This is a genomic window from Herbaspirillum sp. GW821-FHT09A12, from assembly GCF_059418325.1.
On sequence record NZ_JBWKPR010000017.1, the window covers coordinates 22216 to 47815 of the forward strand.

Annotated in this window: 25 protein-coding genes; 15 read left to right on the forward strand and 10 right to left on the reverse strand. The window is 63.7% G+C overall.

The window, feature by feature from the left end; translation table 11 throughout:
• Positions 1 to 8 precede the first annotated feature (8 nt).
• On the forward strand, positions 9 to 1217 hold the full coding sequence (locus AC07N6_RS22845) for an ABC transporter substrate-binding protein (protein ID WP_494783506.1): 1209 nt from the start codon (positions 9 to 11) through the stop codon (positions 1215 to 1217).
• A gap of 144 nt (positions 1218 to 1361) precedes the next feature.
• On the opposite strand, the gene AC07N6_RS22850 is transcribed toward AC07N6_RS22845, so the two are convergent.
• The 4 genes from AC07N6_RS22850 to yihA form a co-directional block, all read right to left on the reverse strand.
• The gene (locus AC07N6_RS22850) at positions 1362 to 1823 is read right to left on the reverse strand and encodes a carboxymuconolactone decarboxylase family protein (protein ID WP_494783505.1); all 462 of its coding nucleotides are present in this window, start codon (positions 1821 to 1823) and stop codon (positions 1362 to 1364) included.
• Positions 1824 to 1942: 119 nt separating this feature from the next.
• Positions 1943 to 2917 (reverse strand): RNA polymerase sigma factor SigJ, encoded by a 975-nt coding sequence (sigJ, locus tag AC07N6_RS22855; RefSeq protein ID WP_494783504.1) that lies wholly within the window; start codon positions 2915 to 2917, stop codon positions 1943 to 1945.
• 16 nt (positions 2918 to 2933) lie between these two features.
• Entirely contained in the window at positions 2934 to 3959 is a 1026-nt protein-coding gene (hemB, locus tag AC07N6_RS22860) for a porphobilinogen synthase (protein WP_494783503.1), read from the reverse strand.
• A gap of 310 nt (positions 3960 to 4269) precedes the next feature.
• Positions 4270 to 4977 carry a ribosome biogenesis GTP-binding protein YihA/YsxC gene (gene yihA / locus AC07N6_RS22865; RefSeq protein WP_494783502.1) on the reverse strand — a complete coding sequence of 236 codons (708 nt, stop codon included), beginning with the start codon at positions 4975 to 4977 and terminating at the stop codon, positions 4270 to 4272.
• Between the two features lie 204 nt (positions 4978 to 5181).
• Between yihA and AC07N6_RS22870 the strand changes: the two genes are divergently transcribed.
• From AC07N6_RS22870 to AC07N6_RS22895, 6 genes are all read left to right on the forward strand, one after another.
• Complete coding sequence (locus AC07N6_RS22870) at positions 5182 to 5850, forward strand: c-type cytochrome (RefSeq protein WP_494783501.1); 669 nt, start codon at positions 5182 to 5184, stop codon at positions 5848 to 5850.
• Between the two features lie 340 nt (positions 5851 to 6190).
• Entirely contained in the window at positions 6191 to 8341 is a 2151-nt protein-coding gene (locus AC07N6_RS22875; RefSeq protein ID WP_494783500.1) for a cytochrome c biogenesis protein ResB, read from the forward strand.
• A 152-nt stretch (positions 8342 to 8493) separates the two neighbouring features.
• A complete protein-coding gene (ccsB, locus tag AC07N6_RS22880) occupies positions 8494 to 9651 on the forward strand; it encodes a c-type cytochrome biogenesis protein CcsB (protein WP_494783499.1) in 1158 nt (385 codons plus the stop codon).
• 1 nt (position 9652) lies between these two features.
• The gene (locus tag AC07N6_RS22885) at positions 9653 to 10303 is read left to right on the forward strand and encodes an HAD family hydrolase (RefSeq protein WP_494783498.1); all 651 of its coding nucleotides are present in this window, start codon (positions 9653 to 9655) and stop codon (positions 10301 to 10303) included.
• Between the two features lie 103 nt (positions 10304 to 10406).
• Positions 10407 to 10991, forward strand: a complete 585-nt coding sequence (locus AC07N6_RS22890; RefSeq protein WP_494783497.1) for a GNAT family N-acetyltransferase — start codon at positions 10407 to 10409, stop codon at positions 10989 to 10991.
• 438 nt (positions 10992 to 11429) lie between these two features.
• Positions 11430 to 11690, forward strand: coding sequence for a hypothetical protein (locus tag AC07N6_RS22895; protein ID WP_494783496.1), 261 nt, complete (start codon positions 11430 to 11432; stop codon positions 11688 to 11690).
• Positions 11691 to 11756: 66 nt separating this feature from the next.
• On the opposite strand, the gene AC07N6_RS22900 is transcribed toward AC07N6_RS22895, so the two are convergent.
• The 5 genes from AC07N6_RS22900 to AC07N6_RS22920 form a co-directional block, all read right to left on the reverse strand.
• Complete coding sequence (locus tag AC07N6_RS22900) at positions 11757 to 12761, reverse strand: NAD(P)H-dependent glycerol-3-phosphate dehydrogenase (protein ID WP_494783495.1); 1005 nt, start codon at positions 12759 to 12761, stop codon at positions 11757 to 11759.
• Positions 12762 to 12812: 51 nt separating this feature from the next.
• The gene (locus AC07N6_RS22905; protein ID WP_494783494.1) at positions 12813 to 13265 is read right to left on the reverse strand and encodes an SH3 domain-containing protein; all 453 of its coding nucleotides are present in this window, start codon (positions 13263 to 13265) and stop codon (positions 12813 to 12815) included.
• A 132-nt stretch (positions 13266 to 13397) separates the two neighbouring features.
• On the reverse strand, positions 13398 to 13892 hold the full coding sequence (gene secB / locus AC07N6_RS22910; protein WP_494783493.1) for a protein-export chaperone SecB: 495 nt from the start codon (positions 13890 to 13892) through the stop codon (positions 13398 to 13400).
• A 53-nt stretch (positions 13893 to 13945) separates the two neighbouring features.
• Complete coding sequence (gene grxC, locus AC07N6_RS22915; protein WP_494783492.1) at positions 13946 to 14206, reverse strand: glutaredoxin 3; 261 nt, start codon at positions 14204 to 14206, stop codon at positions 13946 to 13948.
• Entirely contained in the window at positions 14203 to 14616 is a 414-nt protein-coding gene (locus tag AC07N6_RS22920; protein WP_144770043.1) for a rhodanese-like domain-containing protein, read from the reverse strand. Before AC07N6_RS22920 ends, grxC begins: the two co-directional genes overlap by 4 nt.
• Before the next feature lie 176 nt (positions 14617 to 14792).
• On the opposite strand from AC07N6_RS22920, the gene gpmA reads away from it, so the two are divergent.
• From gpmA to AC07N6_RS22960, 8 genes are all read left to right on the forward strand, one after another.
• Positions 14793 to 15539 carry a 2,3-diphosphoglycerate-dependent phosphoglycerate mutase gene (gpmA, locus tag AC07N6_RS22925; protein WP_494783491.1) on the forward strand — a complete coding sequence of 249 codons (747 nt, stop codon included), beginning with the start codon at positions 14793 to 14795 and terminating at the stop codon, positions 15537 to 15539.
• Positions 15540 to 15655: 116 nt separating this feature from the next.
• Positions 15656 to 17014 carry a murein hydrolase activator EnvC family protein gene (locus AC07N6_RS22930; RefSeq protein ID WP_494783490.1) on the forward strand — a complete coding sequence of 453 codons (1359 nt, stop codon included), beginning with the start codon at positions 15656 to 15658 and terminating at the stop codon, positions 17012 to 17014.
• 3 nt (positions 17015 to 17017) lie between these two features.
• A complete protein-coding gene (locus tag AC07N6_RS22935) occupies positions 17018 to 18508 on the forward strand; it encodes a S41 family peptidase (protein WP_494783489.1) in 1491 nt (496 codons plus the stop codon).
• A gap of 140 nt (positions 18509 to 18648) precedes the next feature.
• Positions 18649 to 19404: a HesA/MoeB/ThiF family protein gene (locus AC07N6_RS22940; protein WP_494783488.1), complete on the forward strand. Its 756-nt coding sequence runs from the start codon at positions 18649 to 18651 to the stop codon at positions 19402 to 19404.
• A gap of 827 nt (positions 19405 to 20231) precedes the next feature.
• Positions 20232 to 20636 carry an RNA polymerase-binding protein DksA gene (gene dksA, locus AC07N6_RS22945; protein WP_494783487.1) on the forward strand — a complete coding sequence of 135 codons (405 nt, stop codon included), beginning with the start codon at positions 20232 to 20234 and terminating at the stop codon, positions 20634 to 20636.
• Between the two features lie 182 nt (positions 20637 to 20818).
• Positions 20819 to 21223: a hypothetical protein gene (locus AC07N6_RS22950; protein ID WP_494783486.1), complete on the forward strand. Its 405-nt coding sequence runs from the start codon at positions 20819 to 20821 to the stop codon at positions 21221 to 21223.
• 186 nt (positions 21224 to 21409) lie between these two features.
• Entirely contained in the window at positions 21410 to 23473 is a 2064-nt protein-coding gene (locus AC07N6_RS22955; RefSeq protein ID WP_494783485.1) for a TonB-dependent receptor, read from the forward strand.
• 200 nt (positions 23474 to 23673) lie between these two features.
• Positions 23674 to 24825 carry a branched-chain amino acid ABC transporter substrate-binding protein gene (locus tag AC07N6_RS22960; RefSeq protein WP_494783484.1) on the forward strand — a complete coding sequence of 384 codons (1152 nt, stop codon included), beginning with the start codon at positions 23674 to 23676 and terminating at the stop codon, positions 24823 to 24825.
• A 21-nt stretch (positions 24826 to 24846) separates the two neighbouring features.
• Here AC07N6_RS22960 and AC07N6_RS22965 read toward each other — a convergent pair whose 3' ends face one another.
• Positions 24847 to 25311 carry an Lrp/AsnC ligand binding domain-containing protein gene (locus AC07N6_RS22965; protein WP_050470298.1) on the reverse strand — a complete coding sequence of 155 codons (465 nt, stop codon included), beginning with the start codon at positions 25309 to 25311 and terminating at the stop codon, positions 24847 to 24849.
• Positions 25312 to 25600 lie beyond the last annotated feature (289 nt).

The window sequence follows — 25600 nt, forward strand, 5'->3', positions numbered from 1 at the left end:
AGGAGACTTTGAGGAAAAGCATCAAGCGCGCGGCGCTGTCCGCCGCCGTCTGCGCCCTGTTCGGCGCATCCCTGCCGGCGCAGGCCGCCGGCGACACCATCAAGATCGGTTTCATCACCGACCTGTCCGGCACTTACGCCGACATGGACGGCCAGGGCGGCATCGAAGCCATCAAGATGGCGATTGCCGATGCCGGCGGCGCCATCAATGGCAAGAAGATCGAATTCGTGTTCGCCGACCACCAGAACAAGGCCGACATCGCCGCCAACAAGGCGCGTGAATGGTTCGACCGCGACGGCGTCGACATGCTGGTCGGCGGCGTGAACTCGGCCGCCAGCCTGGCCATGGGCAAGGTCGCCGGCGAAAAGAAGAAGGTCTTCATCTCGGTCGGCGCCGGCACCACGCGCCAGACCAACGAGGAATGCAACGCCTACACCATCCAGTACGCCTACGACACCACTGCGCTGGCGCGCGGCACGGGCGCGGCCATCACCAAGCAGGGCGGCAAGTCGTGGTATTTCGTGACGGCCGATTATGCGTTCGGCACTTCGCTTGAAAAAGACACCAGCGATGTGGTCAAGGCCGGCGGCGGCAGCGTCGTGGGCCAGATCCGCGCGCCGCTGGCGACGTCCGACTTCTCGTCCTTCCTGCTGCAGGCGCAAGCCTCCAAGGCCCAGATCCTGGGCCTGGCGGTGGCCGGCGGCGATGTCATCAACGCCATCAAGGCGGCCAATGAATTCGGCGTGAACAAGACGATGAAGCTGGCCGGCCTGTTGATCTTCATCACCGATACGCATTCGCTGGGCCTGCAAGTCACGCAAGGCATGTATCTGACGGACGGCTGGTACTGGGATCTCAACGACCAGTCGCGCGCATGGGGCAATCGCTACTTCGGCAAGATGAAGAAGATGCCGACGATGTTCCAGGCCGGCGACGCATCGGCCGTGGGCCAGTACCTGAAGGCGGTCAAGGCGGTCGGCAGCACCGACGCCGACAAGGTGATGGATTACCTGCGCAAGAACAAGATCAACGACTTCTTCACCTCCAACGGCGTGGTCCGTCCGGACGGCCGCATGGTGCATGACATGTACCTGATGGAAGTGAAAAAGCCGTCGGAATCCAAGCGCCCGTGGGATTACTACAAGCTGGTGCAGACCATCCCCGGCGAGCAGGCCTACATGACCAAGGCCGAGTCCAAGTGCGCGCTGTGGAAGTAAGGCAGGTATAGGTTCAGCCGGCGCTTCCGAGGAAGCGCCGGGCAGGTTTTGAGCAGAAAGTCTGATGTGGATCGGACCATGTTCGACGCATCCCGGGCGACCGGGGTGCGTTTTTTTTCGTCCTCGTCCTGTGCGGTACGCCGATCAGCTGCGGCGCGGCACCTGCGGGCGCATCGACACGCCCAGGCGGTTCCAGGCGTTGATGATGGCGACCGCGAAGGTGAGGTTGGCGATCTCGGCCTCGGTGAAGTGCTGCTTCATCAGCGCGAACGCGGCGTCTTCCTTGTCGGCGTCCGGGGTCTTCAGGTCGGTGAAGCGTTCTGCCCAGTTCAGCGCGGCGCGTTCCTGTTCGGTGAAGAAGGGGATTTCGCGCCAGGCGGCCAGGGTGTTGAGGCGCTGCTGGTCTTCGCCGGCCTTGAGCAGGTCGTGCGAATGCATGTCGGCGCAGAAGGCGCAGCCGTTGATTTGCGACACGCGCAGGAACACCAGTTCCAGCAGCCTGGGGTCAACGCCGCTGGTGTGCACGGCCTCGCTGGCCTTGAGCAGGGCATTGAAGGCGGGGGCTGCGAGCTTGGTGTGTTGCAGGCGTTGCTTGAAGTCGGACATGGCAATTCTCCTGTGGGTTTGGAATCGACGCCGGCGCAAATCGCCGGCGTTCATCCATAAGACGGAGCGCCATGTCGGCTTGTGACAGGTTTTTTTGAAAAAAGCGAAAAAAGATTTTTTCAGGCGGCAAGGGTCTGGCGCGCGATCGCCGCCAGCTTGTCCGGGTTGCGCACCACGTAGATTTCGCGGATCAGGCCGTTGTCGGTTTCCAGTACCTGGGCCGACTCCAGCTGGCCATCCACATAGCGCAGCAAGCCCGGGCCGCCGTTGATCCAGGCCGGGCGATAGGCGATGCGCGCGCCGAAGCGGCGGATATTGGCGTAGTACAGCCAGGAAATGCGCGCGCCGGAGAACAGCGGATGCGGGAACGAGGACACCTTGCCGCCGCCGTCGCCGATCAGGCGCGCGTCTTCCGCCAGCAGACCCAGCATGGCTTCGCGCTCGCCGCTTTGCACCGCCTGCATGAATTTCTGCAGCAGGGTCTCATGCGCGGCACGGGAGATGGGGCCGGAGGCGGCGCGCAACGGCTTGCGCGGGGTGGCGCCGCGCGGGCCGGTTGCTTCTTGCCGGGCCAGCCGTTCGCGTGCGCGATGCACCAACTGGCGGCAATTGGCCGCGCTTTTTTGCAGGATGGCGGCGATATCGGGATAGTCGTGGTCGAACACTTCGCGCAACAGGAAGGCGGCGCGTTCTTCGGGGTTGAGGCGTTCGAGCAGCAGCAGGTAGGCGAAGGAAACGTCGCTGTGCTGCTCCAGCAGCGCCTCGGGCGAGGGCGCCAGCATGGCGCTGCCGAACAGGTCGATCTCGGGCGCGGCGTCGGCCAGATCGACCAGCGGTTCCGGCAGCCAGTGGCCGACGTAGGACAGGCGTTCCTGCCGGGCCTGGCGCAGGCGGTCGATGCACAGCCGCGTGACCACCGTGACCAGCCAGGCTTCGGCCGATGCCAGCGCCGCCGTGTCTTGCCCATGCCAGCGCAGCCAGGCGTCCTGCAGCACGTCGTCGGCGTCGCTGCGCGAGCCCAGCATGCGATAGGCCACGCCGAACAGGCGCGGCCGATGGCGGGTGAAGACCTCGGTGTCGGCGCTGGCACCCATGGCTGGCCGGGGCGGATCAGGCCTGCTTGAGCTTGCGCGCGATATCCAGCGCGAAGTAGGTCAGCACGCCGTCGGCGCCGGCGCGCTTGAAGGCCATCATGGCTTCCATCATGGTCTTGTCGTGGTCGAGCCAGCCGTTCTGCGCGGCGGCCTTGATCATGGCGTATTCGCCGCTGACCTGGTAGGCGAAGGTCGGCACCTTGAACTCGTCCTTCACGCGGCGCACGATGTCGAGATAAGGCATGCCGGGCTTGACCATCACCATGTCGGCGCCTTCGGCCAGGTCCAGCGCCACTTCGCGCAGCGCTTCGTCGCTGTTGGCCGGGTCCATCTGGTAGGTGGCCTTGCTGCCCTTGCCGAGGTTGGCGGCCGAGCCGACCGCGTCGCGGAAGGGGCCGTAGAAGGCCGAGGCGTACTTGGCCGAGTACGCCATGATGCGGGTGTAGATGTGGCCGCGCTCTTCCAGCATGGCGCGGATGGCACCGATGCGGCCGTCCATCATGTCGGACGGCGCAACGATGTCGACGCCGGCATCGGCTTGGGTTTGCGCTTGCCTGACCAGCAGGGCGATGGTTTCTTCATTGAGGATGTAGCCGGTCTCGTCCAGCACGCCGTCCTGGCCGTGGCTGGTGTAGGGATCCAGCGCGACGTCGCACAGCACGCCCAGTTCGGGGAAACGCTCCTTGAGTGCGCGCACCACGCGCGGGATCAGGCCGTCCGGGTTGGTGGCTTCGATGCCGTCGGGGGTTTTCAGCGCGGGATCGATCGCCGGGAACAGCGCCAGCACCGGCACGCCCAGCTTCACGCATTCTTCCGCCACCGGCAGCAGCGTATCCAGCGACAGGCGCTCCACGCCCGGCAGCGAAGGGACCGGCGTGCGCAGGTTCTGGCCTTCCTGGACGAAGACCGGGTAGATCAGGTCGGCGGCGGTGATGACGTTCTCGGCCATCAGGGCGCGCGAGAAGGCGTCGCGGCGCATGCGGCGCATGCGCAGGGCGGGGTAGGCGGCGGTAGTTTGCAGAGGAGAGGTGGAAACTGGCATGACTTTCTTTCAGTTCAATGTATGGCTAACTGACGTCAACTTAGAATAATTTCTAAGTAAATGTCGCTATGTTCTGAAAATTGCGGCTCTCGAAGGGAGTTTCGAAACTTCCCCTGGAGCCCCCAATCTTATGTTCAGGCAATTCGTTGCCTCCCGCTTCCCCTTCCCTCCCTGAGCGGGGCTGATCGCGCAAGCGAAAGGCGTTCGGCCTTGGAGATTGTTCCCCCTTTCTCCAAGGCTTTTTTTTATGGCCTGCCTGTTTTTGTCTCTTCCGTCTCTTTCTTCCTGTTTTTTTCCCCGTTCCTGAGGCTTATTCCGTCGCCGGCGGCGTTTCTTCGTTTTCTTCGTCGGGATCGGCGGTCAGTCCTGCCAACTGCAGGATGCGGTCATTGGCTTCATCCAGGCCGGTACGCTTGAGCGCCGAGAACAACTGGGCGGTGAACGGGAACGGGTCGCCGTTGGCATCGACATAGCTGGCCAGGTAGGTCTGGGCCTGGCGCAGGGCGTTGGTGGCGTCGTTGCGGTTGAGCTTGTCGGCTTTGCTGAGGATGCAATGGATGGGTTTGCCGGTCGGCGCGAACCACTCGATCATCTGGGTATCGAGGTCGGTGAAGGGGCGGCGCGAATCGACGATCATCACCAGCGCGGCCAGTTGCTGGCGCTGCCGCACATAGTCGCCCAGCAGCGCTTGCCAATGGTGCTTGGCCGAGCCGGAAACCTCGGCGTAGCCATAGCCGGGCAGGTCGACCAGCAGCGCGCGGATCTCGTCGGCGCGCACTTCGTCGTGGCGATGCTGGCCGACGTGGGCGCCGCCGATGGAAAAGTAATTGATGTGCTGGGTGCGGCCCGGCGTCTTGGACGCGAAGGCCAGGCGTTTCTGGTTGCACAGCACATTGATGGCAGTGGATTTGCCTGCGTTGGAGCGGCCGGCGAAGGCAACCTCCGGCACATCGGTCTTGGGCAGATCCCGCAAATGATTGACGGTGGTGAAAAAGCGGGCTTGCCAAAGTTGCGACATAGGTGGGGCAGAAATCCGAAAGAGGGGCAAAAATGCAGAGAAGCTATTGTACAATGGGGCGCTATCTATTGCCGTGTTGACGCCAAGCAAACAAAAAAATGGCGGCCATTGGAGACAGGTCAGAAGACCGGCATTGGGTATGGGGGCAGCCAGCCGCCAAACGGGCAGAATCTCTGAAAACCACAATAAGTATTAGGGTGACGAATGAACCGTGCCTTTTCCTTTTCCCCATTGTTGCAAACCGTATTTGTTGCATTGCTGGCAGTTTCTTCCCTGGCATATGCAGCCGAAGAAAAGAAAGCAGTCGTCAAGGCCGATCCGGCCAAAGGTGAAGCGCTTTATACCAACGGCGACAACGCCCGCAATATCGTGGCTTGCGTCTCCTGCCACGGCGCCGCCGGCAATTCGACCATCACGCAAAACCCCAAGCTGGCTGGCCAGCATGAGGCCTACATCGCCAAGCAGCTGATGAACTTTCGCACGCCGGAGCGCAACAATCCGGTGATGTCGCCGCTGGCCAAGGCCCTGTCCGACGAGGACATCAAGAATCTCGCGGCCTACCTGGCGACGCAGTCGCCCAAGCCGGGGGCGGCCAAAAACAAGGACACGATCGAGCTTGGCAAGCACATCTGGCGCGGCGGCATCGCTTCCAAGAACGTGCCTGCCTGCGCCGGCTGCCACAGCCCGAACGGCGCCGGCATTCCGGCCCAGTATCCGCGCCTGGCAGGCCAGCACCAGGATTACACGGTGGCGGAGCTGACCAATTTCCGTGGCGGCAGCCGCAACAACAGCCCGCAGATGACGGCCATCGCCGAGCGTTTGTCGGACAAGGAAATCAAGGCCGTGGCGGATTACATCGCCGGCCTGAAATAAGAACCTGTTGACGATCCGGTACAAAAAAGAGGCGGCCCGCGTGCCGCCTCTTTTTTTGCGCGCGGGTTGGCTCGCATCGCCATGCGGCGACACCGCTGGCGCTGCAAAGCCGGGTGCATCCGCCAGCGGCTTGCGGGCGAGATTTTCCATCCCGGCGGGTTCGCATTTTCCGGGGCGCCGGTTGCGCCAGATATGCGCCCGGGCATACCGGGACTGTGCCGGTACGTATCACGGACTTGCTCCGGGAGCGGTAGAATCCGGGGTTTGCGATGCTTTGCCGTCCGGCAAGGCAATTGAAATGGATGCGGGGCCGGCAAGCCGGATCCGGTAAGGCAGGAATATGACGACGGGCAGCAGTACCGAAGGGATTTTAATCAGGACCAAGCAGCGCTGGGTAAGCGACGCGGTCGAACTGGTGTCATCGATGCGCTTTGCGATCAGCTTGCTGACGTTGATTGCGATCGCCTCGGTGATCGGCACCGTGATGAAGCAGAACGAGCCGATGCCGAACTACGTCAACCAGTTCGGGCCGTTCTGGTTCGAGGTCTTCAACAAGCTGGGCCTGTATGCCGTGTATTCGGCCTGGTGGTTTCTGCTGTTCATGGGCTTCCTGGTGCTGTCGACCTCGCTGTGCATCGCGCGCAATGCGCCCAAGATGCTGCGCGACGTCAAAAGCTGGCGCGACAACGTGCGCGAGCAGTCGCTGCGCAATTTCCATCACAAAGCCGAATGGAGCAGCGCCGAACAGCCGGCGCAAGCCGCCGCGCGCCTGGCCCGGCAAGTCGGCGCGCGCGGCTACAAGGTCAAGCTGGTCGACAAGGATGGCGGCACGCTCCTGGCCGCCAAGCAGGGGGCGGCCAACAAGTGGGGCTATATCTTCGCGCATGCGGCCATCGTCATCATCTGCCTGGGCGGCCTGCTCGACTCCGACTTGCCGATCCGCTTCCAGCAGTGGTTCTACGGCAAGCAGGCCTTCTCCGGCAACGGCATCATTTCGCAGATTCCGGAGCGCTACCGCCTGGGCATCGGCAACCCGACCTTCCGCGGCAACACGCTCATTCCCGAGGGCGCCAGCAGCAGTACCGCGATCATCCCCCAGCAGGACGGCGTGATGATCCAGGACCTGCCCTTCACGATCCAGCTCAAGCGTTTCATCATCGATTTCTATTCCACCGGCATGCCCAAGCTGTTCGCCAGCGAGGTGGTGGTGCGCGACCATGAGACCGGCCACGAGATCGCCGCCACCATCAAGGTCAACGAACCGCTGATCTACAAGAACGTGGCGATCTACCAATCCAGCTTCGAGGATGGCGGCACCAAGCTCAAGCTGGTCGGCTACCCGATGCGCGGCGCCGAGAACAACCGCTTCGACTTCGCCGGCGAAGTCAACGGCAGCACGCCGCTGGCCCAGGCGGCAGGCGACTACACGGTGGAGTGGAGCGGGTTTCGCCCCTTCAACGTGGAAAACATGAATAGCGCCGGCAACGCTTCGGGCGGTGCTGCCGGCGGCGATGCGCGCGCGGTCAACATCGGCAAGACGGTGAACCAGGGCTTCATGGGCAGCCTCGACAAGCATCTCGGCTCCGGCGCCAAGAATGCCAACAACAAGGACTTCAAGAACGTCGGCCCCAGCATCCAGTACAAGCTGCGCGACAAGACCGGCCAGGCGCGCGAGTACTTCAACTACATGCAATCGATGCAGATCGACGGCGCCTACGTGTTCCTGGCCGGCATGCGCGAGCAGCCCGACCAGCCGTTCCGCTACCTGCGCATCCCGGCCGACGACAACGATAGCGTGACCGAATGGATGCGCCTGCGCGCCGCGCTGGCCAACCCGGCATTGCGCGAGGAGGCGGCGCGCCGTTACGCCGGCCAGGCCATTTCCGGCGGCCGCGATACCCCGGCCGCGCTGCGCGAGCAACTGCAGCAATCGGCGCAGCGCGGGCTGGACATCTTCGCCGGCGATGGCCAGACCTCGGGTTTCATCGCCGTCACCCGGTTCTTGGAAAAGCTGCCGGCCGCCGAGCAGGAGAAGGCCGCCGATATCTTCATGAAGATCCTCAATGGCAGCATGTGGGAACTGTGGCAAGCCGCGCGGGCCAAGGATGGCTTGGCCCCGGTCGCCAGCGACGAGGCGCATGGCCGCTACCTGCAACTGGCGATCAATGCGCTGGCCGACGCCGCCTTCTATCCGGCGCCGGTGTTCCTGCAGCTTGCCGGCTTCGAGGAAATCAAGGCTTCGGTGTTGCAGGTGACGCGCTCGCCGGGCAAGAAGGTCGTGTATCTGGGCTGCCTGTTCCTGGTGCTGGGCGTGTTCGCGATGCTGTATATCCGCGAACGTCGCCTGTGGATCTGGATCAAGCCGCAAGAGGGCGGCCAGGGCAGCCATGCGTTGCTGGCCATGAGCACCCAGCGCAAGACGCTGGACTTCGAAAAGGAATTCGAGCAGATGAAAGCGGGGCTCGCGCCGGCCGCCGATTCTGCATCTTGACGTTGTACAAAGCCGGCGCTGGCGTACAGAATAAGCCGGTTCATGACATGACGGAGACCGTGCCGCCGGAATATGGCGGTTATCATCCTGCGCATATGAACGCTGGGCGGCGCCGCCGCTAGCATGGCCGCAGGAATGCAGTGGAGATCGGAATGGAACTGACAGAAGCAACAACCCCAGGCTACCCCCAGGAACAGGGCTTCTTTCGCCGCTTGAGCGCGGTGGACTGGATTTACGCCGCCGCGCTGGTGGCCGGCTCGCTGTATGCGCTCGCGCGTTTCGGCGACTACATGGATTACTACGAGAAGGCGGTGCTGCTGCTGGCCGCGCCGACCTTCGCCTGGCTGGGCTGGCACTGGAAACAGGTGCGCTGGCTGATCCCCCTGCTGGCGCTGCTGTCGCTGGGCGCCATCGGCATGTACGGCGGCTCGCTGGACATGGCGGAGAAGAAATTCTTCCTCAAGTACATGCTCTCCAGCCAGTCGGCCATCCTGTGGATGAGCGCGCTGTTCGCCTTGTCCACGCTGTTCTACTGGGGCGGGCTGGCCACGCGCGCCGGCACCGGCACGGCGCTCGGCTCCAAGCTGTGCTGGGCGGCGGTGGTGCTGGGATTTACCGGCATGATGGTGCGCTGGTACGAGTCCTACCTGATCGGCCCCGACGTCGGCCACATCCCGATCTCCAACCTGTATGAAGTGTTCATCCTGTTCTGCATGATCACGGCGCTGTTCTATTTGTATTACGAAGAGCGCTATGCCACCCGCCAACTGGGCGCCTTCGTGCTGACGGTGATCTCGGCGGCGGTCGGCTTCCTGATGTGGTACACCGTGTCGCGCGATGCAGCCGAGATCCAGCCGCTGGTGCCGGCGCTGCAGAGCTGGTGGATGAAGATCCACGTGCCGGCCAATTTCATCGGCTACGGCACCTTCGCGCTGGCGGCCATGGTGGCGGTGGCCTACCTGTTCAAGTCCAAGGGCATCCTGGCGGACCGCCTGCCGTCGCTGGAGGTGCTGGATGACGTGATGTACAAGGCGATCGCGGTCGGTTTCGCCTTCTTCACCATCGCCACCATCCTCGGCGCCCTGTGGGCGGCCGAAGCCTGGGGCGGCTACTGGTCGTGGGATCCGAAGGAAACCTGGGCGCTGATCGTCTGGCTCAACTACGCGGCCTGGCTGCACATGCGCCTGATGAAAGGCCTGCGCGGCCGGGTGGCGGCATGGTGGGCGCTGGTCGGCTTGCTGGTGACGACCTTCGCCTTCCTGGGCGTGAACATGTTCCTCTCCGGTCTGCATTCTTACGGAGAGCTTTGACATGAAAGACCCTGCCAACGCCATCGACCTGGTCATCTTCGATTGCGACGGAACCCTGGTCGACAGTGAAGTGGTCGCCGCCGAAGCTTGGTCCGAATATGTCGCCCGCTACGGCGTCGACCTCACGGCCCGGGAGGCGCTGGCGCAGTTCCGCGGCGTCAGCATGAAGCTGTGCGTGGCGCGCATCGAGGAGTTGCACGGCGCGCCGTTGCCGGCCAGTTTCGAACAGGAATTGCGCGACGTGATGGCCGGCATGCTGGAGCAACGGTTGCAGCCGATCAATGGCGCCCTGGAAATGGTGCAGGCGCTGTCGATTCCCTACGCGCTGGCCTCCAACGCGCCGCATCCCAAGATCGAACTGTGCCTGCGCGTGACCGGCTTGCTGCCGTATTTCGCCGGCCGCATCTTCAGCGCCTACGATGTGCAGCGCTGGAAGCCCGACCCGGCGCTGTTCCTGTTCGCCGCCCGCAGCCTGGGCGTGGATCCGGCGCGCTGCGCGGTGGTGGAAGACAGCCTGCCCGGCATCAAGGCCGGCATCGCGGCCGGCATGAAGGTGATCGCGCTGCAAGAGTATGGCGTGCATCCCGAGATGCCCGAGGAGGTTTCGGTCATCACCCGGCTGGCCGAACTGCATCCGCATCTGGCATCCTGACGGCGAAGCGCCAAGGCGGTAAAGAATTTAGGTAAGATGAAACGCTCTCGAACCTGTGCTGTACAGACGTCGTGCCTCGCCTTTCCCGAGCCAGCAACCGAGCATGAGCCACCACCTAGACCGCGACCGGCAAATCATTTACTGCGACCGTAACATCGAGGTGCGCCCGCTGGGCTTGCGGGAAGCGCCGGCACTCTACGATGCGATCCGCCAATCGGTACGCGCCATCAGCGAATGGGAAGCCTGGTGCACACTCGATTACGCGCTGGCCGATGCCCGCCTGTTCCTGCAGCGCAGCATCGAACAATGGGAGATGCGTGCAGCTTACGATTTCAACGTCATCGAGCGCGTTTCCGGCCTGGTGATCGGTTCTGTCGCGATCAACCAGATCAGCCAGCTTAACCAGTTGGCCAATCTGGGCTACTGGGTGCGCGACGGCTACACCGGCCGCGGCATCGCCGCGACAGCCGCCCGCGCGGCGGCCGCTTTCGCGTTCGGCAAAACCGGCCTGACCCGGCTGGAGATGGTTATCCAGGCCGGCAACCTGCGCAGCCAGCGCGTGGCCGAAAAAACCGGCGCCACGCTGGAGTGCCTGGCGCGCAACCGTCTGGTGTTCCACGGCGAGCCGCGCGACGCCAAGGTGTTTTCACTGGTGCCGGCCGATCTTGGGGTACCGGTGCTCGCCTGAGATATTTTCTTCCCGGCAATGTCTTGTTTCCGGGAAATTGCCTTCCTGAAATTTCATTGCCTTTTCAACATTATTTGATACTCCCCACGCGGAGTCGATACGTTTGGCAACAGTTGTTTCATCTCCGCATTGCCCCGTAAAAGTGCACAATCAACCCTTTGTTGGGCAAGGAAAAATCTATTGTTTTCAATGGTTTGAGACGATATTGCGAAGCAATATCAAAATAGTGCCCAAAAATAAATGAAAATTGGCTGACAAAATACTGACTTTTACGTATTCCAAATCGCGCTTGGGACGTTACATACTTCAAGCGCCTGTCATGGGCGCTTATGTATCTGGAACGGTTGTCGGAGAGCAAATATTTCTCCGGGCCGTTGCCGGTTCTCCGGAACGTCAACCGGGGAACGTTGAGCGTCAAGCGACGTAAGAGGAAATACGATGCAAGCCATACAACGCAACAAGACCAACGCCAGTAACAACTACGCCGGCCGCGCGGCCCAGCAATACGTGACCAACGGCGAATCTCGCCCGTCCCGTTTCGGCAAGCGTTTCAAGGGCGCCAGCGAAGCGCCGCGCCATGACGATGATTGTTCGTCGGCCTACGACAAGATCTCCAAGCAGATGGACGATATCGTCGAGGGCGGCTCGCCGCAGCGCTTCAAGCGCCCCAAGATGGAAAGCGACATCATCGCCCGATGATGCCGTGATGCCCCGCGCTGTCGCGGGGGCGGGGATGTCCGGCCAGGGCACGGCCGGATTCCGATGTCAGAGTGTTTCTTCGCGCGGGTCCCGCGACAGCAGGCGCGACACCATTTCCTGCACCGACACCCCATCGAACAAGGCCGCCGCCACCGCGTTGGTGATCGGCATGTCGATGCCTTTTTCCTGCGCCAGTTCGCGTACCGCCTTGGCGCAGAGCACCCCTTCGGCCACGTGCCCCAGTTCGGTCACGATATCCTCGAGTTTCTTGTTTTGCGCCAGGCCCAGGCCCACGCGCCGATTGCGCGAGAGGTCGCCGGTGCAGGTCAGGATGAGGTCGCCCACGCCGGACAGGCCCATGAACGTCTCGGGCCGGCCGCCCAGCGCCACGCCCAGCCGGGTGATTTCGGCCAGTCCGCGGGTGATCAGCGCGGCGCGCGCATTCAGGCCCAGTTGCAGGCCGTCGGCCACACCGGTGGCAATGGCCAGGATGTTCTTCACCGCGCCGCCGATTTCAACCCCGATCAAGTCATCGCTCGAATAGATGCGGATGTTGCCGCCATGTACGGCCGTCACCACGCGTTCGCACAGCGCGCCATCGGCGCCGGCGATGGTCAGCGCGCAAGGCAGTCCGCGCGCGACTTCCTGGGCGAAGGAGGGGCCCGACAGCACGCCGGCCGGGATGGCCGAACCCAGCACCTGCTGCACGATCTGGTGCGGCAACAGGCGGGTGTCTTGTTCCAGGCCCTTGCACAGCCAGACCAGGTTGGGGATGGGATGGCCGCGCAGTTGCCCGGCCAGGCCGCGCAAGCCGGCCACCGAAGAGGCGACGATCAGCAGCGAAGTCTGCGGCTCGCCGCAGACGTGTTGCACGGCGACGTTGAAATCGGCCGTGACGGCCAGTTCATCCGGCAACGGGAAGCCCGGCAGGTAACGCTGGTTCTCGCGTTGCCGGCCGGCTTCTTCCATGGCCTGGGCATTGCGCCCCCATAGCACGACGTCATGCTTGCGCGCCAAGGTGATGGCCAGCGCGGTACCCCATGCGCCGGCGCCGAGGATGGTGATTTTCATTGGATGGCGTGAGAGCGTGGTGGTTGATTTGCCGGATTGGCGGATCGGGATTTAGCCGCCCCAGATGTCGGCGACCTTGGCGAAGCCGGTCTGGCCGTCGCGGTGGCGCACCTTGACCCAGCCATTGCTCGGGCTCTCGATCATTTCCAGCAGCACGTTCTTGTCGGCGGTAAACACGACCGGGCTGCCTTCGTCGGCGGCATTGAAGATGCGTGCGTTGGCGGCGGACACCACCAGCATGCGCTTGGGCGTCAAGGCCTTGGATTGTATCCACGACAGCGTGCCGGCGGCGTCGCGCACCTTGCTCCATTCGCCATAGGTCAGCACCACCTCGACCGGCATGCCGCGCGGTGCGACATAGACCCGGCGGCCCTTTTCGGACGGGGCGTCATACATGACGGAAGGCGCGGCGCCAACCGACTTGAAATCGAGCGCAAAGGCGTTGGGAGCCAATACAGCAGCGCCCAGGGCGGTCGCGCAAAGGATCAGGGGCAGGCGTTTCATCGGTGAAGTCTCCGCAGGTTCGAGGGAAGCGCCGCGGCGGCGGCTGGCCGGCAGCGGCAGTCGGCCGCCGCGCATGGCCTGCCCCGGCGCGCCGGAACCATCCGCCGGCGCCGCGCGAGGCTGGACTGCAGCTCAGTTGACGGCGGTGGAGCCGTTGTTGACCAGGGTGGCGCCTTGCTGCTCGGCCAGGGCCTGCAGGCGTTGCTGGTAGAACACTTCGAAGTTGATCTCGGCCAGGTGCACCGGCGGGAAACCGGCGCGGGTGATGGCGTCGGCGATGTTGGCGCGCAGGTACGGGTAGATGATGTTGGGGCAGCCGATGCCCAGCAGCGGATCCAGCTGGTCGGCCGGCACGTTGCGGATCTCGAAGATGCCGGCTTGCTTGCCCTCGACCAGGAAGGCCACCTTGTCGCTGACTTTGGCGGTCACGGTAATGGTCACGGTCGATTCGAACACGCCGTCAGCCAGCGCTTCGGCGCCGACGTCGACCGACACTTCGATCGACGGCGCTTCCTGTTCCAGGAAAATGGCCGGCGAATTCGGCTGCTCCAGCGACAGGTCCTTCAGGTAGACGCGCTGGATCTGGAAAACGGCTTGCTGTTGCTCTTGCTGGTTCTGTTCCGACATGGATCTCTTTCAGGTTCGGTGGGTTATTCAAAAAATATACGCTGGCGCTGGCGTCAGGCTTGCAACAGCGGGTCCAGCTTGCCGGCGCGATCCAATGCGTTCAGATCGTCGAAACCGCCGACATGGGTGTCGCCGATATAGATCTGGGGCACCGTGCGGCGGCCGGTTTTCTGCATCATCAGCTCGCGCTGCTGAGGTTCGAGGTCGACGCGGATCTTCTCGATCTGCGCCACGCCCTTGTTGGCAAGCAGGCGCTCGGCCATGACGCAGTACGGGCACACGGCGGTGCAGTACATCACGACCGGCGCGCTCATTTTGCGTCCTTGGTGGTCAGCGGCAGGCCCTGGCCGGCCCAGGCGGCGATGCCGCCGTTCAAGCCGTAGACGTCGGTGAAGCCGGCTTTCTTGAGCGAGGCTTCGGCCTTCATGGCCTGGGTGCCGTTCTGGCACACCACGATGACCGGACGGCCCTTGAGCTTGTCCAGTTCGGCAATGCGCTGCGGCAATTCTTTCAGCGGGATGTTGCGGGCGTCGCGCAGGTGGCCGGCGGCGAACTGGTCGGCGTCGCGCACGTCCAGCACCAGTGTCTTGCCCTGGTTGATCATCTGGGTGGCCTGCAGCAAGGTCAGCTTGTTGCCGCGCTGCTGCAGGTAAGGAACCAGCAGGGCGCCGCCGGAGACCAAGGCCAGAGCGATCAGGAAAATATTGTCGATGATGAATTTCACGGCTGTCCAATGAGTTTACTGAATCCCGGCATTATAAAATAGAAGCATTCGCGATTTGCATTATCCGAATCGCCCGGCCTGCGAAGGCCCGAGAACGTGCTCACGATCTGAAAGCCGCGGCAGCCATGCGCCCGGATTTTCTACGCACAGCTTTTCCATCATCAAAAAAGCCCACTATGTACAAAATCGTATTCATGCGCCACGGCGAATCGACCTGGAACCTGGCCAACCGCTTCACCGGCTGGGTCGATGTCGACCTGACCGAAAAGGGCGTGGCCGAGGCCCGCCAGGCCGGCAAGCTGCTCAAAGAAGCCGGTTTCAGTTTCGACCTGGCCTACACCTCGGTCTTGAAGCGCGCCATCCGCACCCTGTGGACCACCCTGGACGAAATGGACCAGATGTATGTGCCGGTCCAGAACGACTGGCGCTTGAACGAGCGCCACTACGGCGCCCTGCAAGGCCTGAACAAGGCGGAGACCGCCGCCCAGTACGGCGACGCCCAGGTGCTGGTCTGGCGCCGCAGCTACGATACGCCGCCCAATCCGCTGGCCGCGGGCGACGAGCGCGATTCTTTTGGCGACCCGCGTTACGCCGGCCTGGCGCGCGCGCAAATCCCGCTGACCGAATGCCTGAAGGACACCGTCGCGCGCGTGCTGCCGGCCTGGAACGACTCCATCGCCCCGGCCATCCGCGCCGGCCGGCATATCATCGTGTCCGCCCACGGCAACAGCCTGCGCGCCCTGATCAAGTATCTCGACGGCATCAGCGACAACGACATCGTCGGCCTGAACATCCCCAACGGCCAGCCGCTGGTGTATGAGCTGGATGCCGACCTGAAACCGATCAAGAGCTATTATCTGGGCGACCAGTCCGCCATCGAAGCTGCGCTCAAGGCGGTAGCCAACCAAGGGAAGTCGACATAAAACTGCGTTCCTTCCCCAAGGCGTGCGCCGTCCCGCGCACGCTATTCCATCAGATTTCCCGGACAGCCCGGCAGCATGCCGCGCCGCTGCTGCTGGCGGCTGCGGCCGCCGGCGCGGTGGCGTGGACGCCTGCCGCGCATGCCCAGGCCATCACCGAGCGCACCCGGCAGAAACAGGCCGCCGAAAAGGAAAGGGCCGACCTGCAGCAGCGCCTGACAGCCTTGAAGCGCGACATCGACCAGACCGAGACCGCCAAGGGCAATGCCGCCGATGCGCTGGCTGTCTCCGAACAGGCGATTTCCAAGGCCAACCGCTCGCTGCGCGACCTGGCGCAGGAGCAGCAGGCCACCGAGAGCCGGCTGACCCAGCTGGTGCGCCAGCTCAATGAGCTGACCGCGCTGGTCAACGCCCAGCAGGCGCAGCTGTCCAAGCTGCTGCGCGAGCAGTATGTGGCCGGCAACGAAGACCGCATCAAGCTGCTGCTGTCGGGCGACAATCCCAATCGCATCAACCGCGAACTGCAGTACATGGGCTACATCTCGCAAGCCCAGGCCAAGCTGATCGAAACGCTGCGCGCCAATCTGCAGGCGATCCGCAGCAACAAGGCCGACACCCAGAACGCCAAGTTCGAACTGGAAGAAATCGCCCAGGAAGAGAACGAGCAGAAGCAGGTGCTGGAGAAGGAAAAATCGCGGCGTTCGGCGCTGTTGTCGCAGTTGTCGACCAAGCTGAACACGCAGCGCAAGGAAGCCGGGCGCATCGAGCAGGACCAGCAGCGCCTTTCCAGCCTGGTCGACAAGCTGGCGCAGATCATCGAGCAGCAGAAGAAGGCCGAAGCCGAAGCGCGCGAAAAGCGGCGCCAGGAGCAGTTGGCCAAAGCCCGGGCCGAACGCGAGAAGCGCCTGGCGGAGCAGCGCGCACGGGCGGCCGAGCGGGCGGCGCAAGCGGCCAAGGCCGGCAAGCCGGCGCCCCGGCAGCCCGATCCGGTCGATGCCATCGACGACGACGAACCGCCCAAGACCGCTGCGCTGGGCCGCAACGACACCTTGCCGGAACTGCAGCCGGACAATTTCGGCAAGCCCTTTGCCAGCCTGCGCGGCCAGTTGCGCCTGCCGGTCAAGGGTGATCTGATGTCCAAGTTCGGCAGCAGCCAAGGCAACGGGCCGACCTCGCGCGGCCTGTTCATCCGCGCCGCGGAAGGCTCGGAAGTGAGGGCAGTGGCGGGTGGGCGGGTGGTGTTCGCCGACTGGCTGCGCGGTTTCGGCAACCTGATCATCATCGACCACGGCAACCAGTACATGACGATTTACGGCAATAACCAGTCGGTGCTCAAGCGGGCGGGCGATCTGGTCAAGGCCGGGGAAGGCATCGCCACTGCGGGCAATAGCGGCGGCAACGAGCAATCGGGTTTATACTTTGAAATGCGGTATCAAGGCCGCGCATTCGACCCACAAGGGTGGGTAACTACTAGGTGACACATGGGCAGCAAACTCAAGAATATCAGTCTGATCGGGTTGGGCATGGTGGCAGGCGCCACGGCGATGATTCAGTTCGATGCCATCGCGCAAAAGAACGCAACGGCATCGCTGCCTTTGGAGGAGCTGCGCCAGATGGCCGATGTATTCGGGCTGATCAAGTCCGACTACGTCGAGCCGGTGGATGACAAGAAGCTGCTGACCGAAGCCATTTCGGGCATGGTCGCCTCGCTCGACCCGCACTCGGCTTATCTGGACAAGAAGGCCTACAAGGAGCTGCGCGAAGGCACCATGGGCAAGTTCGTCGGCCTGGGCATCGAAGTCGGGATGGAAGACGGCTACGTCAAGGTCATCTCGCCGATCGAGGATTCGCCGGCCTTTCGCGCCGGCATCAAGTCGGGCGACCTGATTACCCGCCTGGACAGCACCCCGGTCAAGGGCCTGACCCTGGACGAGGCGGTCAAGAGGATGCGCGGCGAGCCTAACACCAAGATCACGCTGACCATCGCCCGCAAGGAAGAAGACAAGCCCATCATCCTGACCATCACCCGCCAGGAAATCCGCGTGCAAAGCGTCAAGTCCAAGGTCATCGAACCCGGCTACGCCTGGCTGCGCGTGACCCAGTTCCAGGAACCGACGGTGGATGACATGGCCAAGAAGCTGGCCGCGATCTACGCCCAGGAGCCTAACCTGAAGGGCATCGTGCTCGACCTGCGCAACGATCCGGGCGGCGTGCTGCCGGGCGCCATCGGCGTGTCGGCCGCCTTCCTGCCCAAGGATTCGGTGGTGGTTTCGACCAACGGCCAGATCCCCAGCTCCAAGCAGACCTTCTACGCCAAGCGCGAGTTCTACGCCTCCAACCCGCTCAACGACCCGCTCTCGCGCCTGCCGGACGCCATCAAGAAGGTGCCGATGGTGGTGCTGGTCAACAGCGGCTCGGCCTCGGCCTCCGAAATCGTGGCCGGCGCGCTGCAGGACTACAAGCGCGCCACCATCATGGGCACGCAGACCTTCGGCAAGGGCTCGGTGCAGTCGGTGATTGCGCTGCCGCCCGAGAAGAACACCGCGGTCAAGCTGACCACCGCGCGTTATTTCACCCCCAATGGGCGTTCGATCCAGGCGCGCGGCATCGTGCCTGACATCATGGTCGACGAATACCCGGACGGCGATGGCTTGAACGGCCTGCGCCTGCGCGAGGCCGATCTCTCCAAGCACCTGACCAACGAAACCGACAAGTCGGCCGAGGTCAAGGCGCAAACACTGGACGAGCAAGCCGAGGAACGCCTGATCGCCGCCGAGAAAAAGCGCAAGCCGCTGGACTTCGGCAGCAAGGACGATTTCCAGCTGGCGCAAGCGCTGAACCATCTGAAGGGTTTGCCGGTGAAGGTATCCAACGCCAAGCCGGAAGTGCGCAATGAAGAAGGCAAGCAAGACACGCCGGCCAAGGACGACGGCAAGGCAGCGCCGGCGCCGGCCAAGGGCGACACCAAGTAAGCATGGCGGTACGGCGGGGCGCCGGCAAGAATCATCAAGGCTCCCCGCCATGCATCGCGCCAGTATCGGGTACATTGTGCCGGGCCGCTCCCAAGCGGCCTTTTTTCATGGGGCCTCATCCACAGTTCCACAGTTTCGCCATGAACGACCAACAACTGCTGCGCTATTCGCGCCACATCCTGCTCGACGAGATCGATATCGAAGGCCAGTCGCGCCTGCTGGCCGCGCACGCGCTGGTGATCGGGGCCGGCGGCCTGGGCTCGCCGGCGGCCATGTACCTGGCCTCGGCCGGTATCGGGCGCATCACGCTGGTGGATAACGATGCGGTCGACCTGACCAACCTGCAACGGCAGATCATGCACACCACCGGCCGCGTCGGCCAGGCCAAGGTCGAATCGGGCCGCGAGGCGCTGCGCCAGATCAACCCGGACACCGAGGTCGTGGCGCTGGCCGAACGCGCCGAAGGGGAGCGCCTGCAGCAACTGGTGGGGCAAGCCGACGTGGTGCTCGATTGCAGCGACAACTTCGCCACCCGCCATGCCGTCAACCGCGCCTGCGTTACCGCCGGCGTGCCGCTGGTGTCGGGCGCAGCGATCCGTTTCGACGGCCAGGTCAGCGTGTTCGACCCGCGCGGCGATGCCTCGCCGTGCTATGCCTGCCTGTTCCCGCCCGACCGCGAATTCGAGGAGGTGCAATGCTCGGTCATGGGCGTGTTCTCGCCGCTGGTGGGCATCATCGGCGCCATGCAGGCCGCCGAGGCCCTGAAGCTGGTGGCGGGAGTCGGCCGTTCGCTGGCCGGGCGGCTGCTGATCCTGGAGGCGCGCGAGATGGAGTGGACCTCGATCTCGGTGGCGCGCGACCGCAATTGTCCGGTGTGCGGGAAAAGGCATGCCTGACGCCGGTTTGTTGCCGTATGGGCAAACTTGCCGCGCTGCGGCAGGCAAGCGCCGGCAGCGCCCACTTCCCGGCGATCTTCTGGTATAAACTGTACTCGGTTTGCCAACCGCATTTCGCCGGCAGCGCCTGCGGCGCGCTTGGCCTTGCGGCTGAGCCGGCCAGGCTGATGCTCGGAACCACCATAACTTTTAAGCGGAATCAGCCACCCACGCTTTGCCCGAACAGGGGGAGTAATGAATAGCTCCGTGAAAAGCGCACCAGCCCGCAAGCCGCCCAAAACAGGCGCGCCGGGGCGGACTGTCCCCGCTGCGATCCCAAGCGCGAGCAAGCCCGGCGGCACCCTGGCGGGAGCGCGGTCAAAGTCCTTGGCATCCGGAAGTGTTGGTGTACAATCCTTGACCGCGAAAAAGGCTGCGCCATCGGCAGCCCGCACCGGCAGCAAAAGCAACGTCGGCAAGGGAAGTGGATTCAAAAGCGACCAGTTCCGGCAGCAAGGTATGGCCGGGCCATTGGATATAGTTGAAAAACCAGTAGAACTCATTTCATCAATAGGCGTGAGATGCGTTCTGCCTAGAAAAGGCGCTGGCAAGGAGCGCAACGCAGCCAGCGCCTTTTCTGGGCAGAACCCGCAGGGAGCGGCCCGTTTGGGCGGATTGCCGCGTTGCGAACCTGGGCCAGGACGTCCAGTCCTGACCCAAGTTCGCGCCTTGCACTCCATCCCGAACGGGACTCGCTCGCACTCGCGCCTATTGATGAAATGAGTTCTATATTGAAAGTAAGCGAAGTGGCAACTAAAACTCCCAAAACTACCCCTGCAGCGCAAGCATTGCTGACTGAGGAGCAAATCCTCAAGATGGCTGAGAAGGACTACATGAACGAAGCGCAGCTTGCTTTTTTCAAAGCTCGTCTCAAGCAGCTGGAAAAGGATTTGCTCAAGAATGCCGGCGAAACCACCGAACACCTGCGCGAAACCGTGCTGGTGCCGGATCCGGCCGACCGCGCCACCATCGAGGAAGAACACGCCCTCGAACTGCGTACCCGCGATCGCGAACGCAAGCTGCTCAAGAAAGTCCAGCAGTCCATCGTTTCGATCGATAACGGCGAATACGGCTGGTGCGAAGAAACCGGCGAGCCGATCGGCATTCCCCGTCTGCTGGCGCGCCCGACCGCGACTTTGTCGCTGGAAGCGCAGCAACGCCGCGAGCTCAAGCAAAAGCTCTACGGCGACTGATCCCGGCCCTTGCAGGGCTTGGCCCCTGGCCGCAGCGGCAAGGGGCACGCGCCGGCAGCGATCTGCCGCCGGTGCGACCGGCTGACTGCATCGTTTGTATCGGAATCCCCCGTATTGCTTGCCTATTTCCGGATGCGCGTCTTCGATTGACATGACGCGCTTCCGAACCTGATCCCTGCGCCATGCCCATCCTGCGTTCCACGCGTTGTTCAGCCTTCATCGCCTTGCTGGTGATGTCGCTGCTGTTCGCGCAGGGGATGGGCTTTTTGCACGGCATCGCCCACGCCGGCTGGCAAGGCGGCGCCGTGCATTCGCTGGTTGACGAAGCCTGGTTCGATGAGGGCGACGACCAGCCGCAACTGGCCCCGGCCGCTTCCGGCGACCCGCATTCCGCAACCGCCCACGGCGCCGATCCGCACCACTCCTGCGCCGCCTACGACGCCGCCACGCTGTCGGCCGTCATGCACTTCGACTTCCCCCTGCCGCCGCTATTGCCGCCGGCCCGCATGCTGGCGCTGTGGCAAGCCTTCGCATCCTGGGATGCGCCTTTTGTCTGCCATTTCTCCTCGCGCGCCCCGCCGCGCTGAATTCCTTCCCCCGTTGATCCAACATTTCGTTGCCGGTTGTCGTTCGTGATCCGGCCGCGTACGCATTGCCGTCGCCCCGCGCGGGCCCGGCATTGCCGCGGCATGGGCACGTCCGGACGGCCGGCGTATCGGCGCCGCCTGTTCTGATCCGGCCAGGCGGCGCCTGGCGCACTACAAGGAATTCACATGGCAGTCCAATACCCGCTTCAACGCCGCCTGCAAGGGCAACTCATGGCCGCCGCAGTCGTTTCCGCGCTGGCTTCCTGGTCCGCACCGGCACTGGCGCAGACCGCATCCGCCACCGGCGACGCCACTGTGCCGGCGCAGCCCGCGCTGCAGCCAATCGTGGTCACCGCTACCCCCTTCGCCTCGGAAGAGGATGTGCAAGTGCTGGCGCCGGCCAAGGTGCTGGCCGGCGATGAGCTGCGCAACAAACTGGGCAATTCGCTGGGCGACACCTTGTCGTCCGAACTGGGCGTGTCGGCGTCGGCTTTCGGCGCCGGCGCCTCGCGTCCCATCATCCGCGGCATGGAAGGGCCGCGCGTGATGATCCTGCAAAACGGCATGGCCGTGTCTGATGTTTCCACCGTCTCCAACGACCACGCGGTCGGCGCCGAGGCGGCCACGGCGCGCCAGATCGAGATCCTGCGCGGCCCGGCCGCGCTGCTGTACGGCTCGGGCGCCATCGGCGGCCTGGTCAACGTGGTCAACGACCGCATCCCGACGGAACTGGTCGGCCGGCCCACCGGCACCGTCGAAGGGCGCTACGGCACCGTCGACGGCGAGAAAAACGGTTCCTTCTCGCTGGATACCTCGGCCGGCCAGATCGGCCTGCACGTCGACGGCAACTACCGCGACACCGACAACTACAAGATCCCCGGCAATGCCCAGCAGGGCGATTCTTCCAGCGCCTCGGGCCGCCTGCCCAATTCGTTCACGCACGAGACCAGCGGCGGCGTGGGCGCGTCCTACGTCACCAACTGGGGCTACGTCGGCCTGTCGGCCTCGACGCTGGACGACCACTACGGCATTCCTACCAGCGAGATGTCCTTCATCGACCTGCACCAGAGCCGCTACGACATCGACACGCTGGTCAACAACCCCTTCGCCGGCATCGAGAAATTCCGCTTCCGCTTCGGCTACACCGACTACACCCACACCGAGAAGGAACAGGACGGCACCCCCGCCACCGTGTTCAAGAACCGCGTGCTGCAGACGCGCTGGGAGCTGACCCACGCGCCGCTGGCCGGCTGGCACGGCACCTTCGGCGTGCAGACCGAGCAGGGCAATTACTCGGCGCTGTCGGCCTCCAGCGGCGCCTCGGAGCTGACGCCGCCGACGCGTTCATCGTCCTTCGCCGGTTTCCTGGTGGAGGAGCGCCAGTTCGGCCAGGTGCTGGCCAGCGCCGGCCTGCGCGCCGAGAGCGTGAGCCGCCGTCCCGATGGCGACAGCGGCCTGGCAGGGCGCGACTTCAACCTGCTGTCGTGGTCGGCCGGCGCCTTGTGGGCGTTCCAGCCCGGTTATGGATTAGGGTTGACCTATTCTCTGGCGCAGCGCGCGCCGACGGTGGAAGAGCTGTATTCCAACGGCCCGCATGAATCGACCGCCACCTTCGACATCGGCGACAGCCAGCTGAAGAAGGAGACTTCCCACAACATCGAGCTGACGCTGCAAAAGACCGAAGGCCTGGTGCGCTGGAAGGGCAACCTGTTCCGCAACAAGGTGCATAACTACATCTACGGCCGTACCAACGGCCAGGTCGACGACGAGGGCAATGCCGATCCATCCGGCGAATTCACCCAGCGCTTCTGGTCGCAGGGCGATGCCACCATCCGCGGCGCCGAAGCCGAGGTCACTTACAACTGGAACGGCGATGGTTTCTCGGCGCGTACTTTCGCCGATACCTCGCGCGGCACGCTGGACGACCAGGGCAGCCTGCCGCTGCAACCGGCTACCCGTTACGGCCTGGAGTTCGGCTACAAGACCGGCCCCTGGGCCAGCGGCGTGAAAGTGCTGCGCGCGCAGAAGCAGGACCGCCTGGCATCCTTCGAAACCTACGAAACGCCGGCCTACACCCAGCTCGACGCCAACCTGTCGTACACGCAGAAGTTGAACGGCGTGAAACTGACCTGGTTCGCGCTGGCGCGCAACCTGCTGAACCAGGACATTCGCCTGTCGACCTCGGTGCTCAAGGAGTCGGTGCCGCTGGGCGGGCGCAACCTGATCGTGGGCGTGCGCACCAGCTTCTGATAGGGATGCCGGCGGGGGCGGCCGGCCTGCCCCCGGCGCGGCTTGCCCGGGTCGCCTTCCATGCGAAGGTCGCCCGGGTTTTTTTATGGTCGGCAGTTTTCACAACCTCTTGGCGCAGGGGAAAAATGCCGCCGGGCATGCTGGTATAGTTTGAACCTTGCGGCGGCGACCGGCCGCCGCTTCACCCACGGCCCCCATCCATGCGACGACGCTTCCTCCGTTCCCTTCTCGGTTCGTGCCTGCTGATCTCGGCCTGCGCGGCTTGCGCTCAGGATGCGGCCAAGGGGGAGTTGCACGTACTGCTGGGATTTACCGCGCCGCTGTCGGGGACCCAAGGCGTCAGCGGCACCGATGCCCTGAACGGCGCCCGCATGGCGATAGACCGGATCAACCGGCAAGGCATGCGCATCGATGGCCAGCCGGCGCGTTTCGAACTGCTGGTCAAGGACGACCGCGCCAGTCCCGAGCTCGGAATGGACATCGCGCAGGAATTCGCCCGCGCCAAGGTGAGCGCGGTGCTGGGGCCATTCAATTCGGGCGTGGCGATGGCGGCGGCCAGGATATACAACCAGCGCCGCGTGCCGATACTGACGGTGGCCTCGAATCCGGCCGTCACGCGCATCGATTACGACTACGTATTCCGCCTGGGCGCCAGCGATGGCGACATGGGGCGCAAGCTGGCGCAATACGCCGCCCGCAACCTGAAGCTCAAACGCGTCGCCATCGTCAACGATGGTTCCGACTATGCCTTGGGCCTGGTCAACGAATTCCAGGCGGCGGCCAGGCTGGACGGTTTGCAGACCGCCATCGTGCTCCAGCTGAGCGTCCACGCCAGCGACCCCGAGGTGCGCGGCGTATTGGGCGAGGTCCGAGAGTCCGGCCCCGACGCTGTGTTCTTCGCCGGCTATGTGCCGCAGGCGGCGCAACTGCTGCGCGAAATGTCGCGCGAGAAGATGGCCTTGCCCATGCTCGCGGGCGATGCCCAATGTTCGCTCGAGATGTTCCGCCTGGCCGCCAACTACATGGGCGGCGGCGTCTACTGCGTGCAAGGGGGCGTGTGGCTCACGCGCGTGGCCGATGGCGCGGTATTCGCCGCCGCCTACCAGAACCGCTACGGCCGTCCGCCCGACGTCTACGCGGCCAGCTTTTACGACGGCGTGCTGCTGCTGGCGCAAGCCATGAAGGCCGCCGGCTCGGCGCAACCGGAAAAGTTCGTGCCGGTGCTGGCGCGCGGCCGCTACAAGGGCATCACAGCGACCTATGAGTTCGACGCCAAGCACGACCTCAAGGACTCCGACGTCACCATCCTGCGCCTGAAGGATGGCGCTCTGGTTCCCTTGGCAAACTTCTGAGAGTCCATTGAAGGAGCGGGGTCAGCGGATCGGCAGGCGGATGGTGTTCTTCACTTCTTCCATCACCGCGTAGGTGTGCGTCTCGCGCACGCCCTTCAACTGCAGCAGCGACTTGCCGAGGAATTCGCGGTAGGCGTTCATGTCCTTGACGCGCGACTTGACCAGGTAATCGAAGCCGCCGGCCACCATGTGGCATTCCATGATCTCGGGGATGCTCTGCACGCTCTTTTTGAATTCGGCGAACACGTCGGGCGTGGTGCGGTCCAGCACCACCTCGATGAACACCAGCAGCGACACGTCCAGCAGTTCGGGGTTCAACTGCGCGGCGAAGCCCAGGATATAGCCCGCCTCCTGCAGCTTGCGCACCCGTTCCAGGCAAGCCGCCGGCGACAGGTTCACGCGCGCGGCCAGGTCGACATTGCTGATGCGGCCGTCGTTTTGCAGTTCGGCCAATATTTTCTTGCTGATTTTGTCGAGCGCTGCCATGGTTTCTGAATTTTATTCGGCAAACAAGATTATGAGAGAATTTTATTCTGATTATAAAGGCAATAAACGCGCCTAATATCAGTGAAGAGTAAATAGAATCCTCCCTCATAAAAAATACAACGCAATGCGGGCATGGTGCGCCAACGGCGGCGCGCTTGCGCGGATGACAGCAGTTTCTCCGACAATCTTTTTACGAGTTTTGATATGTTCGTACCTGCAACGGCGCAGTCAGTACAGCATCGACGGAATCGTTACCCTGTATCCCGGGGGGCGTACATCCAGCGTTTTA